The 15105-nt window shown below is 36.9% G+C and carries 16 protein-coding genes and 2 riboswitches; of the genes, 1 reads left to right on the forward strand and 15 read right to left on the reverse strand.

Translation table 11 applies throughout. The features are described 5' to 3' along the window. Positions 1-104 precede the first annotated feature (104 nt). A complete protein-coding gene (gene scpB / locus QDN89_RS01395) occupies positions 105-707 on the reverse strand; it encodes an SMC-Scp complex subunit ScpB (RefSeq protein WP_280768293.1) in 603 nt (200 codons plus the stop codon). Continuing rightward, positions 694-1458 carry a segregation/condensation protein A gene (locus QDN89_RS01400; RefSeq protein ID WP_280768294.1) on the reverse strand — a complete coding sequence of 255 codons (765 nt, stop codon included), beginning with the start codon at positions 1456-1458 and terminating at the stop codon, positions 694-696. Before QDN89_RS01400 ends, scpB begins: the two co-directional genes overlap by 14 nt. Positions 1459-1601: 143 nt before the next feature. Between QDN89_RS01400 and QDN89_RS01405 the strand changes: the two genes are divergently transcribed. Continuing rightward, on the forward strand, positions 1602-2126 hold the full coding sequence (locus tag QDN89_RS01405) for a DUF309 domain-containing protein (protein WP_280768295.1): 525 nt from the start codon (positions 1602-1604) through the stop codon (positions 2124-2126). Positions 2127-2146: 20 nt separating this feature from the next. Here the strand turns inward: QDN89_RS01405 and ribH are convergent, their stop codons facing one another. The 13 genes from ribH to QDN89_RS01470 all read right to left on the reverse strand — a co-directional run bounded on the left by ribH (position 2147) and on the right by QDN89_RS01470 (position 15102). Continuing rightward, complete coding sequence (gene ribH, locus QDN89_RS01410; protein ID WP_280768296.1) at positions 2147-2617, reverse strand: 6,7-dimethyl-8-ribityllumazine synthase; 471 nt, start codon at positions 2615-2617, stop codon at positions 2147-2149. A gap of 138 nt (positions 2618-2755) precedes the next feature. Further along, entirely contained in the window at positions 2756-3949 is a 1194-nt protein-coding gene (locus tag QDN89_RS01415; protein WP_280768799.1) for a bifunctional 3,4-dihydroxy-2-butanone-4-phosphate synthase/GTP cyclohydrolase II, read from the reverse strand. 24 nt (positions 3950-3973) lie between these two features. Continuing rightward, positions 3974-4630 (reverse strand): riboflavin synthase, encoded by a 657-nt coding sequence (ribE, locus tag QDN89_RS01420; protein WP_280768297.1) that lies wholly within the window; start codon positions 4628-4630, stop codon positions 3974-3976. Further along, positions 4630-5718, reverse strand: a complete 1089-nt coding sequence (ribD, locus tag QDN89_RS01425) for a bifunctional diaminohydroxyphosphoribosylaminopyrimidine deaminase/5-amino-6-(5-phosphoribosylamino)uracil reductase RibD (protein ID WP_280768298.1) — start codon at positions 5716-5718, stop codon at positions 4630-4632. The genes ribE and ribD overlap by 1 nt, the downstream gene beginning before the upstream one ends. Positions 5719-5984: 266 nt before the next feature. Then, positions 5985-6128: riboswitch (FMN riboswitch) on the reverse strand. 103 nt (positions 6129-6231) lie between these two features. After that, positions 6232-6666 (reverse strand): peptidylprolyl isomerase, encoded by a 435-nt coding sequence (locus QDN89_RS01430; RefSeq protein ID WP_280768299.1) that lies wholly within the window; start codon positions 6664-6666, stop codon positions 6232-6234. Between the two features lie 105 nt (positions 6667-6771). Beyond that, positions 6772-8121, reverse strand: coding sequence for a diaminopimelate decarboxylase (gene lysA, locus QDN89_RS01435; RefSeq protein WP_280768300.1), 1350 nt, complete (start codon positions 8119-8121; stop codon positions 6772-6774). 125 nt (positions 8122-8246) lie between these two features. Then, a riboswitch (Lysine riboswitch) is annotated at positions 8247-8423 on the reverse strand. A gap of 163 nt (positions 8424-8586) precedes the next feature. Continuing rightward, positions 8587-10074, reverse strand: a complete 1488-nt coding sequence (locus QDN89_RS01440; RefSeq protein ID WP_280768301.1) for a spore germination protein — start codon at positions 10072-10074, stop codon at positions 8587-8589. Then, positions 10058-10636 (reverse strand): stage V sporulation protein SpoVABEA, encoded by a 579-nt coding sequence (spoVAEA, locus tag QDN89_RS01445; protein ID WP_280768302.1) that lies wholly within the window; start codon positions 10634-10636, stop codon positions 10058-10060. Before spoVAEA ends, QDN89_RS01440 begins: the two co-directional genes overlap by 17 nt. A gap of 91 nt (positions 10637-10727) precedes the next feature. Beyond that, positions 10728-11486: an RNA polymerase sporulation sigma factor SigF gene (gene sigF / locus QDN89_RS01450; RefSeq protein WP_280768303.1), complete on the reverse strand. Its 759-nt coding sequence runs from the start codon at positions 11484-11486 to the stop codon at positions 10728-10730. Between the two features lie 9 nt (positions 11487-11495). Further along, positions 11496-11936 (reverse strand): anti-sigma F factor, encoded by a 441-nt coding sequence (gene spoIIAB, locus QDN89_RS01455; RefSeq protein WP_280768304.1) that lies wholly within the window; start codon positions 11934-11936, stop codon positions 11496-11498. Then, positions 11933-12286 (reverse strand): anti-sigma F factor antagonist, encoded by a 354-nt coding sequence (spoIIAA, locus tag QDN89_RS01460; protein WP_280768305.1) that lies wholly within the window; start codon positions 12284-12286, stop codon positions 11933-11935. Before spoIIAA ends, spoIIAB begins: the two co-directional genes overlap by 4 nt. A gap of 157 nt (positions 12287-12443) precedes the next feature. Then, on the reverse strand, positions 12444-13613 hold the full coding sequence (locus tag QDN89_RS01465) for a D-alanyl-D-alanine carboxypeptidase family protein (protein WP_280768306.1): 1170 nt from the start codon (positions 13611-13613) through the stop codon (positions 12444-12446). A gap of 187 nt (positions 13614-13800) precedes the next feature. Next, positions 13801-15102: a pyrimidine-nucleoside phosphorylase gene (locus tag QDN89_RS01470; protein WP_280768307.1), complete on the reverse strand. Its 1302-nt coding sequence runs from the start codon at positions 15100-15102 to the stop codon at positions 13801-13803. Positions 15103-15105 lie beyond the last annotated feature (3 nt).

Below are 15105 nucleotides of genomic sequence, written 5' to 3' on the forward strand. Positions count from 1 at the left end.
AAACCTCTCTCCTTCGTCATCTATATATTTATTTATCACGTTAACTGGCTTGAATATATACCAGTAACAAACAGTTAATAATCGATCGTTTTTATGACGCTTCGTTACTTCACATCTTGTTCATTTTTGGATAATTGTTGCTGAAATTTTTCAAAGAATAAATCCACTTCTTCTTCCACTTCATCTTCTGCCACTGATTCAGGAAGGGGTGGAAGCTCTTTAATTGATTGCAGTCCAAACTGCTCTAAGAAAAATTTAGTTGTTCCGTATAGAATTGCTCTTCCTGTTCTTTCTGCACGACCAACTTCTTTAATAAACCCTTTTCCATTAAGTGTACGGAGTGGGCGCTCCGATTTAACTCCTCGAATATCTTCTATTTCCACACGAGAAATCGGCTGTTTATATGCAATGATCGCTAATGACTCTAAAGATGCTTGAGAAAGTGTCGCTGATGTTGGAGATTGCACCAATTTCTTAAAATAACTAGCGTGTTCTTGTTTTGTCGTTAATTGATATCCACCAGCTACTTCTACTAATTGGATACCTCTTGTATTCGATTGATAATTTTCTTTCATTTCAGCTAAATAAAACTTGAGTGATTTACGATCAATTTGTAAAACGTCCATCATCTGATTTTCATCTATACCTTCTTCGCCAGAAACGAATAGAAGTCCTTCAATAACTGCTTTTATTTCATGACTTTTCAAACGATTGGACCTCCTTTTTGAAAATCATAATATCATCAAAATTTTGTTCTTGTTCGCATCGAATCGTATTTGATTTCATTAACTCTAGTAATGCAAGAAAGGTCACGACAATATGTTCATAACCATCTTCTTGAAACAACTCTGAGAAACGACTTTTACCACCGCGAAGATGTAATCGACCGATTATCTGTGACATTTTCAGTTCAATAGGAACCTCTTCCCGATGAACTTTAGAGTAAATCGGTTCATGTTTCTTTTTCCTTTTATTCATCTTTTGAAAAGCTTGAAGCATGTCATATATAGAAACATTTATTTTCGACTCTTCTTTGTCTTCTTCAAAATCACTTAGGAGTGGCGTAAGGTCAGTCATTGGTTTGGAAAACAGCTCACTTCTCGCTAGCTCTCGGCCCTTTAAATCACCTGCCACTTCTTTATATTTTTTATATTCTATAAGTTTTTGCATCAAGTCTTCCCTCGGATCTTCCTCATCTAATAAGAGATCCTCATCCCAAACATCTTCTTCTACTGGGAGTAATAACTGACTTTTCATATGTAATAATGTAGAGGCCATCACCAAATATTCACTGGCCACATCTAACTGTAGTATTTGCATTGCATGAATATAAGTCATATATTGCTCCGTTATCTCTTTTACAGGGATATCGTATAGATCCAAATCATTTTTTTGAATGAGATGGAGTAACAAGTCCAACGGCCCCTCAAAGGAATGAAGCTTTACATTGTATTGCATTGGTTCACCATTCCCTTTCATTCATGAATGAATTATACCATATTCTTTTTTGTTGAATGAATAAAATATATGATTTCGTTATCTTCACATTCAGATTCGAATGGTTTATGATGAAAGTATAAATTAGATTTTTGGAGGAACTTATGAAAAACTATCCAGAGCCCTATTTAGATTATCTTATCCATTTCCATGCATCAAGAGATTACTTTGAATGTCATGAGATTATGGAAGAGTATTGGCTTGAAAATAACCGTCAAAAGAAATGGCTAGCTCTCATTCAATTAGCCGTCGCTGTTTATCATGAACGGCAAAAAAATTATTCTGGAAGTCTGAGATTGTATCGTAAAGTGTTATCTCATCTTAGGACAAATAAAAGCATGCTTGATGACTTAAGTATTCACCAAGCTGACTTGGAGCAGCTCGTTAAGTCACGCATAAAAAATATCCTAAATGACGGGGATTATCAACCGATGAATATTCCGATATTTGATGAAGATTTAATTCACCAATGCGTTCAACTTGCTGAAGAAAAAGGTTGGAAATGGTTATCATCTGAAGAAAAGGAACAAGAACTGATTTTCAGACATAAACTTCGTGATCGTTCTGATGTCATTCTCGCTCGGCAACATTCTCTCATAAAAAAGAAAAAAGAAAGGGAAGAGCAATAATCTTCCCTTTCTTTTTGGCTCTATTTACTAAAAGATTTTGATAAGTTCGCCATTTCTATCGCTCCGGCAGCAGCTTCCCAACCTTTGTTACCTGCTTTCGTTCCAGCACGCTCCACGGCTTGTTCGATACTATCTGTCGTTAGTACTCCGAAAATGACAGGAACACCACTAGATAACGAAACAGATGCGACCCCTTTAGATACTTCACTGCATACATAATCAAAATGAGGTGTGGACCCTCGAATAACGGTGCCTAATGTTACTACAGCGTCATACTTTCCAGACTCCGCCATACGTTTTGCAATTAACGGTATTTCATATGCACCTGGAACCCAAGCTACATCAATGTCATCTTCAGACACACCATGACGTTTAAATGCATCTTCTGCCCCGCCTAATAACTTACTTGTAATAAATTCATTGAATCTCCCTACAACAATTCCTACTTTTAATCCGGTTCCAATTAAATGTCCTTCAAATACTTGTCCCAATCTTAACGCCTCCTGTAATTTTAAAAAAATTATTACTCATGAACATGAGTTTTTGATTGTTCATTTTAATGAATGATGACAATCCGTTACTGTTCTCTCTTTTCAAAATTTTAAGAGGAGAACAGCACGAAATGTAATCTAAAAATTTAACAAATGGCCTAACTTTTCTTTTTTCACTCTCATATACTTCTCATTATTTTTTGAATGAGGCATTTGCAAAGCTACTCGGTCAACAACTTCTAAATCATACCCTTTTAAACCCGTAATTTTCCTAGGATTATTTGTTAATAATTTCATCTTGCGAATACCTAAGTCACGAAGGATTTGTGCACCGATACCATAATCCCTTAAATCAGGTGCAAAACCGAGTTTTTCATTAGCTTCGACAGTATCATAACCTTCTTCTTGAAGTTTATAAGCTTTCATTTTATTTAAGAGACCAATCCCTCGTCCTTCTTGACGCATATATAGAAGCACTCCAGATCCTGCCGCTTCTATTTGTGTAAGGGCTGCGTCTAATTGGGGGCCGCAATCACAACGTTGAGACCCAAACACATCTCCTGTTAAACATTCGGAATGAACTCTCACTAACGTTGGTTTTTCTCCTCCAACTTCCCCTTTTACGATCGCTACATGTTCTTTACCATCTACGATATTAGAATATGCGATTGCTTTGAATTCTCCAAATTGTGTTGGTAACTGAATTTCAACTTCCTTTTTGACTAACTTATCTTTTCGATTCCGATATTTTATTAAGTCTTTTATTGTAACCATTTTCAGTTCATGTTCATCAGCAATCTTACGGAGGTCAGGTACTCGAGCCATTGTACCATCCTCTTTCATTATTTCACATATAACACCTGCAGGTTTAGCACCACTCATTCTAGCTAAATCAACAGCTGCTTCCGTGTGACCGGCTCTTCTTAATACTCCTCCTTCTTTAGCAATCAAAGGAAAAATATGGCCAGGTCGTTGGAAATCTGTTCCTACAGTACTATCATCTATTAATGCTTTTACTGTCATTGCTCTTTCAGGTGCTGAGATTCCCGTTGTCGTATGTTTATGATCGACACTGACCGTAAAAGCTGTTCCATGGGGATCAGAGTTCCGATCTACCATTGGTACAAGCTCTAACTGTTCTGCTCTTTCCCGTGTAATAGGCGTACATACAAGCCCTCTCCCATGCGTGATCATAAAATTAATAACTTCCGGCGTTGTTTTTTCAGCTATGGATACAAAATCTCCTTCATTTTCACGGTCTTCATCATCACAAACGATGACAACCTCACCTTGAGCAAGAGCGTATATCGCTTCTTCAATTGGATCAAACATACTCATAATTATGAACCCCTTTCGTTATTTAAACCCATGTTCTTTTAGAAAACTTTCAGTCATTTTTTCAGATGATACTTCATCTGAAGAGAAACGATGCATCATTAATTCTTCAATATATTTTGTCAACATGTCGCATTCAATATTGACAATTTCTCCAGGACCTTTTTTACCAATTACTGTTTCTTGAACAGTATGAGGAATAAGAGAAATTGTAAATGTATCATGTGTTAATCCAAAGATGGTTAAGCTTGTTCCATCAACAGCAACACTGCCTTTCATCATCATGTACTTCCTTAAGTCTTTGCCAACTCCTATTTCATAGTAGATGGCATTATGCTCTGTTCGTTTTGACTTTATGACACCTGTTCCATCCACATGCCCGGTAACAAAGTGACCACCAAATCGTCCTTTTGCTGACATGGCACGTTCTAAGTTAACTTCAGAACGTACTTGCAGGTCTCGTAAGCTTGTATTTCTAACGGTTTCAGGCATCAAGTCCACTGTAAACGAATGATGATCAAACGTCGTTACCGTTAAACAAACACCGTTAATTGCAATACTATCTCCTAACTGAACATCAGATAGAATTTTCGATGCCAAGATTGTCATCTTTATTGCATCACCTGTTTGTTGTATGTGTTGAACGGTTCCTTTTTCTTCAACGATACCGGTGAACATTATTTTTCCCCCTCTTTATAAAATACAAATTTCACATCATCACCTATTCGTTCCATTGATTTAATTTCCAACCTTGGTGCTTCGTTTAAGTTTGTTATACCATTACCGGAAAAAGATGAACGGGCGTTTTCCCCTCCGATCAATATTGGAGCCATGTATTTCACAACACTTTGGAAATTATTAGAGCGAAGAAAGCTATCATTTATTTGTCCTCCACCTTCAACTAGTAAAGATGTGATGTCTTTTTCTGCTAATAACGTTAACATCGATGAAATCGAAATCATGTCATCATCCATGACAATGATTTCTACACCTAGGTCTTCTAACTCTCGTTTTTTTTGTTTATGAGCAGATCGAGTAGTAACGATCCATGTTGAAGCTTGGTTATCAGTGACTAACTTTGCGTTCAATGGCGTTCGAAGCGTTCGGTCCATCACTATTCGAATAGGGTTCTTACCACCTTGTTCTAATCTCGTTGTTAATGTTGGGTCATCTTGAATAACCGTATCAACTCCAACAAGTATAGCATCGTGCTTATGTCTTAAACGATGTCCATCTTCTCTTGCTTCATCTCCAGTAATCCATTTGCTTTCACCAGATGATGTAGCAATTTTGCCATCAATACTCGTGGCCATTTTCAAGGTTACATATGGTTTTGAGTGTTTCATATAATGAAAAAACACTCGGTTAAGCTCATCTGCTTCTTTTTGCATTATCCCTAATGTGACCGCAATTCCTGCTTTTCTCATTCGTTCAATGCCTTGCCCTGCCACTTGGGGATTAGGGTCTGTCGATGCGATATACACTTTTGATATACCTGCTTCAATAACTGCATCAGCGCATGGTGGTGTTCTACCATGGTGTGAACACGGTTCTAATGTCACATACATCGTAGCTCCCCTTGCTTTTTCTTCAGCCATTTGAAGAGCGTGACGTTCAGCATGCTCATGGCCTGCTTTTAAATGCGCACCTAAACCGACAATTTCACCATTGTTGACAATAACACAGCCTACAACGGGGTTCGGAGATGTTTGTCCTATTGTTTCTTTAGCCATTTTTATAGCTAGCTCCATATAGTGGTTATTCATCGAACCCTCCTCTAAATATGAAAACGCAGTAGCAAACTTTTATTTTTTGCTTTTGATCAGCGTCATTTTCGTATGTTTTATAAAAACAAAAAAACCTAAAGGGAAACACCCTTCAGGACATAGTTGCAGAATATGATTTGTGCAAAACAAGATGCTAATTTTTCACAGAAAAATCCAATATTGCTTTCGATCTGTGAAACAGATGTCTCAGAATACGTGAAGATTTCACACACGTTCCCTATGTCATCTATCATCTTTTTTACCGTCATATCCTTCTCCCATCCAGACTTTACTGTCGGCTTTGGAGTTTCACCAAATCCACCGTTGCTAAAAGTAGCACCGGGTCACGGACTTAAAGGCTTTGCCTTATCACCGCCGGTTGGGAATTTCACCCTACCCCGAAGGAACGGTTTATTCATTTTGTTTATTATATCACAAGAAAATACAAAAGTTTTTAAATTTGCTCAAAAAAAACGTCTGAAATATGAACATTTCAGACGTTTAAATGAAAAATTATGCTTCGTATACAGTCACTTCTTGCATTGTATCTCCCGCTTTAATCCTCGGTAGAATGTCGACACCTTCCGTAACCTTACCAAATACAGTATGAACACCATCTAAATGAGGCTGAGGTTCAAGTACTAAGAAAAATTGACTTCCTCCTGTATCTTTCCCTGCATGGGCCATAGAGAGGCTTCCCTTTTCATGTTTATGAGGGTTTCCTTTCGTTTCACATTTAATGGAATACCCTGGTCCACCCGTTCCATTACCAGTTGGACAACCTCCTTGGGCAACAAAACCTGGAATGACACGGTGGAAAGATAATCCATTGTAAAATCCATCATTAGCTAATTTTTCAAAGTTAGCAACTGTTCCTGGTGCTTCATCTGCAAAAAAGTCTATAACCACTTTCTCGCCGTTTTCAAACTTAATTTCACCTTTTTTCATATTCATTACCTCCATTTTTTTCATTATGTATTGTACACTTTTACTATTTTACACGACTTGAGCAAAGAAGGAAACAAAACGAATGCTTGTTTTGTTTCCTTCAAATTATCCTTCTTTTGTAACAGTATTAGATTCTTGCCTGATTGAAACGTTTTTATACGAACGTTCATGCCTTGTTAAATCTTGAAATGTTTCTCTTTCAATGACTAATGTATGCTCACCATTCTCCACAAAAACAACTGCAGGTCTTAAGATCCTATTATAATTATTTGCCATGGAATAACCGTAAGCACCTGTAGAGGAAACGGCCAACAAATCGCCTTGAACAACAGGTGGAAGTGCCAGGTCCCATATAAGCATATCCCCACTTTCGCAACACTTCCCTGCTATGGAGACAACTTCTGTTTTATCTTGATCCGCTTTGTTTGCTATAATTGCTTCGTATTCTGCTTGATACAAAGCAGGACGAATATTATCTGTCATACCTCCATCAACCGAAATATATGTTCTTAAATCTGGTATATCTTTTCTGGAGCCAATCCGATATAACGTCGTTCCTGCTTCACCAACTAAAGCTCGACCTGGTTCAATCCAAATTTCTGGTAATGGCATATTTAACTTTTCAGATTCTTCTTTTGCTGATTCTACCATTTTATCTATATACACGTGTAATGGTAGTGGATGATCATGCTCTCCATATCGTATTCCAAATCCTCCCCCAACATTTAAGACTTCAGGGTAATAATCTAGTTCTTGTTTCCATTCAGCTAACGATAAATAAATTGCTTTAACCGCTTCTTGAAATCCTTCTGCTTTAAAAATTTGCGAGCCAATATGAGAATGAACACCTTTAAGGTTTAAATATGAATGAGTTAAAATCATTTTTATTGCTTTTCTAGCTTGGCCACTATTTAAATCAAAACCAAACTTAGAGTCTTCTTGCCCCGTTGAAATATAGTCGTGAGTATGCGCTTCTACTCCTGGAGTAATCCGAATTAATACATCCATTTCTGTTTTCATGGATTCTGTCATAGCCATAAGCCATGATAACTCTGTGAAATTATCAACGACAATACATCCAATTTTCTCTTTCACAGCCATTTCAAGCTCATCTGGTGTTTTATTATTTCCATGAAAATGGATTCTATCAACGGGGAAATTTGCTTCTAAAGCTGTATACAGTTCTCCACCTGAACAAACGTCTAAACTGAGACCTAATTCATCTGCTAATTCAATCATAGCAATACAACTAAATGCTTTACTCGCATATGCCACTTGATACTGAACCTGTTGTTTATCAAAGGCTTCTTGAAACTCTTTAGCTCTATTACGGATGTCTTTTACATCATATACATATAACGGTGTTCCATATTGATCGGCTAACGTATTGACGTTAACCCCTCCAATGGTTAAATGACCGTCGTTATTCACTTCGCTTGTTCCATACAATCCCATTATCGCTCACTCCTTGTAACCTACTATGTTAAACATCTCTTCGATAGATAAACTAAACTGTTAAATGCAAAAAGGGAAATGAATGTGAAACACACTCATTTCCCTTTTGGGCCATCTTGGCAATCCATCAGGATAGTGCTCCACTACATATTGCAGTGACAGTGAGTAGTTTATTCAACTACCCCCCAGTTTACTAAAGGAAGGAACCTTTAGTTACTTCGGCAAATTGACCTTTCTATAGCTCTCATCGCTTCCTTACACTCAAGCTATGTACTGATTCTTTTTGCACCTCTACCTATTGTTCGTTCTATTTTAGTTAAATTAGTTTTTTTAAACAATATCATACTCTTCATCATCCTGCAACTGTCTTCTACAATAATTGCAACGTCCACTATTATAGAGAATGAATGAAGTATTATCAATAAAAAAGATTTGTTTTCATGTTTTATTATTTATCCGAATCAGTTACGTATTGCTTTGTCTTATGATATTTTTGGGATGCACAATGCTAGGTCTCTTACGTTTAATTGGAATCGCACGTCTAATGAGAATATCTACAAATGCTTTTGGATAGAAAGGTAGAAAAGGCCACAGATAAGGCGCATTTAAAGCCTTTGATTGAACAAGCAAGATGAATAAAACGGTTGTTCCAATTACAAAACCAGGAACATTAAATAACGCAACTAAAATGATTAAAGCAAGTCGAAGCATCTTTAATGCAACTCCTAATTCATAACTTGGAGTCGCGAACATTCCAATTGCACCTAATGCAACATAGAGAATAACCTCAGAAACAAACAAACCAACTTCGATAGCTATTTCTCCTATTAACAATGCAGCAACAAGTCCTAGCGCTGTGGCTAAAGGCGAAGGTGTGTGTATTGCTGCCATCCTCAAAAGCTCAATACCAATTTCCGCAAAAATGATTTGTAAAAAAATAGGAACAGTAAAATCATCGTCTTCAGGCCCAATAAATTCCAAAGTTTCAGGAAGTAATTCTGGTTGTTGAACTAGCAATAACCATAAAGGTAAGATAAACAAAGCAAACAGCATTCCAGAAAAGCGGACCCAGCGAAAAAACGTACCAGCTATTGGTGCTTGCCGGTATTCTTCTGCATGTTGCACATGATGAAAAAATGTTGCTGGAAAAATGATAACACTTGGGGAAGCATCAACGAATAGAATAACATGGCCTTCTAAAAGATGAGTAGCGGCCACATCTGGTCTTTCCGTATAGCGAACCATCGGAAAAGGATTAAGTCCTTGTTTAACTATAAATTCTTCCACTTCTTTATCAGCCATCGTTAGGCCGTCTATATCGATTGCTTCTAATTCTTTACGAATGATTTCGACAAGATCAGGGTCTGCAACACCTTCAATATAAGATAGACTTAAGTCGGTCTTTGAGCGACGCCCTACTTGCATAATTTCATTCCGTAATCGTTCGTCACGAATTCTCCTTCTCGTTAACGCCGTATTCTCAATGATGTTTTCAGTATATCCGTCACGACTACCTCTGACAACCTTCTCTGTGTCTGGTTCTTCAGGACCTCGACCTGGATAACTTCTAACATCCACTATAAGCGCTTCAGACTCACCTTCTATGAGGATGAAAATTAATCCAGACAACATTTGAGTAATCGCTTTATCTAATGTATCCGTTTCCTCCACTTGCACATGAGTGAGTCGGTTCACAATTTGATCTTTGACACTGGATTCTTTTCGTTCAACAGCATCTAAGAACATTAATTCCTTCAATAATTCAATAATATATTGAATATCACATAAACCATTCACAAAATAAAATTGTATTTCTTTATCAAAAACATATATTTTTCGTACGTCGACATCAAAACTGGTGCCAATCCCCACTCTTTTTTTTATTATACGTTCATTTTCATGTATATCTCCTGAAATAGGATGGTCAATCTTTGTTTCATCTTGGTGGCTCACGAAGACCGCTCCTTTCCATTATTATTTGAATAGCTTTTTTTGTGATAGGTGCTCCCACTTCAAAGTCGTCAAACCCTCCCATTTTCCCTACATCTCCAATCCCAATAATGATTGGTTCATCATGAACATTTAACAGATCTACCGTATCCCCTCTAATTCTTTTTACTACTGTTTCTTTAATTCCAGCTTTATCCACTCCGTACTCAGTAATTTCACCAAACCGATCGACACATATATCAACGTTTGTCCAGTCGTTCGTGTCTGAATGGGCTGCAACGGCAATGATCCCTAGTACGTATATAAATGGGGAGTTAGCAACTTCTTTCATTCGCTTTTCACCAGGTCCTGTGCCTGGAAACCCTGCATCATCAAATAAAATAATAACCGGCTCCAAAGGTGCCTCCATAATTTTTTTTATTAAAACCTCAGTCTTAACAAAACTTGGATTCCCTTTGGATAAAGATAGAAAATAACATTGAAGGGTATCAGCAGCAACTTTCACTGCATTTACGGCTGAATCATCGCCATCTGTAATGAAGATAACTTTTTTCCTTGCTGTCATATATTCACCTTTTTTCGTCTTAACTATAACGTTCGTACGAACTTAGTATGAGTGAAACATTGGAAAACAATACAAAAAAAACAACTCAACATCATTCGTTGAGTTGTTCTTTTAACTGATTTAAAATTTTCTTCTCTAATCGAGATACTTGTACTTGAGAAATCCCTAAACGATCAGCTACTTGTGATTGAGTCTGATCTTTATAATATCGCAGATAGATAATAAGTTTTTCTCTTTCATTGAGCTTATCGATTTCATCTCTTAATGCAATTCTTTCAAACCATTTCCCATCTTCTTTATTTGAAATTTGGTCAAGGATTGTTATTGGATCACCGTCATTTTCATATACTGTTTCATGAATAGATGCTAGTTGTCGACTGGCTTCTTGTGCAAAAACGACCTCTTCTGGTGATATATCTAATTTTTGAGCAATTTCTTGAATGGTAGGAACTCTACCTAGTGTTTTTGATAATTCATCATTCATTTTTCTAATATGATTACCGGTTTCTTTAATAGACCGACTTACTTTTACCGTTCCATCATCCCTTAGAAAACGCTGTATTTCTCCAATTATCATTGGGACGGCATATGTTGAAAATTTCACTTCATAACTTAAGTCAAATTTATCAACAGACTTGATTAAACCAATACAACCTATTTGAAATAAATCCTCCTGATCATACCCTCGATTCATAAATCTTTGCACAACAGACCATACAAGTCTTGTATTGTGTTTGACGATTCTATTTCTAGCGTCTAAATCGCCCTTCTGTGCAATAGCTATCAATCTTTTAACTTCATCGTCTTGTAAATGCTTCTGTTTTTCTTTTTTATAATCCAAATTCGTCATAGGCTACCCTCAATTACATAAAGCTTTTTGCTTTGAGAGTCGCTTCACTAAGGTCAAGGTTGTTCCTGTCATCGGTTCTGAATCAACTTGAACATTATCCATGAAATTTTCCATGATCGTAAAGCCCATTCCACTTCGTTCTAACTCTGGTTTCGAAGTATATAGTGGTTGTCTCGCTTCATCTAAGTCTTCTATACCACGACCTTCATCTCGAATAACTAGATGAACAGTTTCATTGATTAGCTCAACTTCTATATTAACTAATCCATCGTCATTTTCACCATATCCGTGAATAATAGCATTCGTAACAGCCTCACTTACTACTGTTTTTATTTCCGTTAATTCATCAAGAGTTGGATCTAATTGTGTTACAAATGCACCTACTGATACTCTTGCGAATGATTCATTCGAACTTTTCGCTGAAAAGGATAGCTCCATTCGATTTTTCATGACGCCACCCCCAAATTCAACAATGCTTCTCTTTCATTCGTAGCAAACGTTACTATTTTAAACAAGCCTGAAAGCTCAAACAGCCGTTTTACTTGAGGTGATAAAGAACAGATAACTAATTCGCCACCAATGGAATGAACCTTCTTATATCTACCTAACACTACGCCAAGTCCTGAACTATCCATAAATGTTAATTTTTCTAAATTCAACAGTACATGTGTCAAATGTTGTTCAGATAGTGCTTCATCTACTCTTTCTCGCAATTTTATTGCAGTATGATGATCCAATTCACCAACAAGCCTTACGCATAAAACTTCTTCCTTTTTTTCCAAATCAATTAATAAGCTCATGACGTTTCACTCCTTTAATATAAGTTCATTCCCCACAGTTTCCCTCTCCATGGAAACGACGGCTACGCTCAACTAATTCCTTGTCAATTTGTAAATTTCCTTCTCTAAAACAAAACTAGTGCCTTTTCGCCAAAAGGAGTTTTCATTCGATATTATTTTATGATACATCACCAAATAAAACAGCAGATGTTCGTTTCATTAACTTCCATATTGATGCTTGATCGATTGATTCCGATGCAACTAAATCATTTGAAATGATCACTTTACCGTCTTTTTCTAATTCAACCTTCCCTAAGTAGTCACCTTGTTGCACTGGTGCTTTTACCTCATCGCTAATCGTTAATTTCTCTGTCATGCCATCGATATTTTCTCCTTTCTTCAAAAGGATTGACAGAGGTTCTTCCATCGTCACATCCACTTCTTTTTCTTCACCTTTATCTACTCTCGCTTTTCCTAGTACATCAGAAGTTTGATAAATGGTATGAAGCTTAAATTGACTATAGGCATAATCAAACATTTCACTAATTTGATTGTTTCGTGTTTTAGGTGAAGGTGCTCCCATAACAACGGCAATCATTCTCATCCCATCTTTATTTGCACTTGCAGTTAGGCAGTATTTCGCTTCACTTGTATATCCTGTCTTTAAACCATCTACTCCAGGATAAAATTTGACAAGTTTATTCGTATTAACAAGCCAAAATGGATCGTCTGTATCTTCTCTTAAATAATCTTCGTAAAGACTTGTAAATTCGGTGATTTCTTCATGGTGCAATAATTCTTTTCCAATTTGAGCTAAATCATATGCGGAAGAATAGTGATCTTCTGCAGGTAATCCATTGGAATTGACGAAGTTTGTATTTTTCAATCCTAATTCGTTCACTTTTTCATTCATTTGATTTACAAATTCTTTTTCTGATCCGGCTAAATGTTCTGCCATTGCGACAGACGCATCATTACCAGATGCAATAGCAATCCCCTTCATCATTTCTTTTACTGTCATTTCCTCCCCTGGTTCTAAAAAAATCTGTGATCCTCCCATTGATGCTGCTCTTTCACTCGTGCGCACATTGTCATCCCATGACAACTCTCCTTTTTCAATTGCTTCCATAATTAATAGCATTGTCATCACTTTTGTCATACTAGCTGGGGGTAGAGTCTCTTGACTATTCTTTTCAAAAAGGACAGAACCAGTATCCCTTTCCATTAATATAGCCGAAGTAGCTTCATCGGCAAATTCTTGACTCTCTTCTTCATCATTAGCTTGAGCAAATGGGGTTTGGTAGATAAATACTAGAATGGTTAAGCAAACAAAAATAACATTTTTCAATTCATATCCCTCCGGTGATCTTCATCTAAGTTCTCTTTATTTTCTCCAATCCAATCCTTATTTATTCTTAGTAAAGGTCAAAAGTTAGAAAATATAACTTTTTTGACACAAAAAAAAAGCTGCCTCTACTTTATGTAGTAGAAACAACTTTTTTATATCATTTTAACACTTTCAAGGTAGCCTTCATTTAAGAGATCACATCGTATATCAATGTAGGAGCTTTCACTTCCGTTGATGTAATTTCATAAGAAGACAATATTTTTTGCTTGGAAGCTTCTATATCTTCTTGATTTGCATAAATGGTTGCAATTGGTTCCCCAGTTTTCACTTTGTCCCCGATTTTCTTTTTTAATTCAATTCCAACTGCTAAATCAATGACAGACGTTTTTGTTGCACGACCAGCTCCTAGAAGCATCGCTGCGGTTCCAATTTGGTCTGCAACAATCCCAGAGACAAATCCATCATTTTCTGATAAAATATCAACTTTATATTCTGCAGTTGGAAGCCTTTCAGGATCGTCAATCACAGATGAATCACCGTTTTGAGACTCAATAAATAGCTTGAAATGTTCTAAAGCTTTTCCTGAAGCAACCGCCTCTTGTAACATTTCTTTTGCTTCTGCAAGTGTTTCTGCTTTTTTCGCTAAGACGATCATATGACTTCCTAACGTCATACATAGTTCGGTTAAGTCTTCTGGTCCGTTTCCTTTTAGTGTATCGATCGCTTCTTTTACTTCCAAAGCATTTCCAATCATATAACCAAGAGGTTGACTCATATCAGAAATGACCGCGGACGTTTGTCGACCTAAGTTGTTACCTATTCTCACCATGGCCTCTGCTAATTCTTTTGATTCTGATAATTCTTTCATGAATGCTCCAGCGCCTGTTTTAACATCTAAAACGATAGCATCGGCGCCAGAAGCAATTTTTTTACTCATAATGGAACTAGCAATAAGTGGGATCGAGTTCACCGTTGCTGTCACGTCTCTCAATCCATAGAGCTTTTTATCTGCCGGTGTTAAATTTTGCGTCTGACCGATAACAGCTGCTTTATTTGTATTCACTAAATCAATAAATCGTTGGTTGCTAATCTCTACACTAAATCCAGGAATTGCCTCTAGTTTATCAATCGTTCCACCAGTGTGCCCTAACCCTCTACCACTCATTTTAGCAACGGGTACACCAACACTAGCTACTAAAGGAGCTAGCACTAATGTGGTTGTGTCTCCCACTCCACCAGTAGAATGCTTGTCAACTTTTACCCCTTGAATAGCTGAAAGATCGATTGTGTCACCAGATTGAACGATGGCATCTGTTAAGAAAGCTCTTTCATCTTGTGTCATATCTTTAAAGAAGATTGCCATCGCCCATGCACTTATTTGATAATCTGGGATCGTATCATTTGAATAGCCCTCAATAATAAATTCAATTTCTTCTTTTGAATGAGGAAGTCCGTTTCTTTTCTTTTCTATCAAATCAACCATTCTCATCGT

The organism is Salipaludibacillus daqingensis, assembly GCF_029891575.1.
In the GTDB taxonomy this organism is placed as follows: domain Bacteria; phylum Bacillota; class Bacilli; order Bacillales; family Salisediminibacteriaceae; genus Salipaludibacillus; species Salipaludibacillus daqingensis.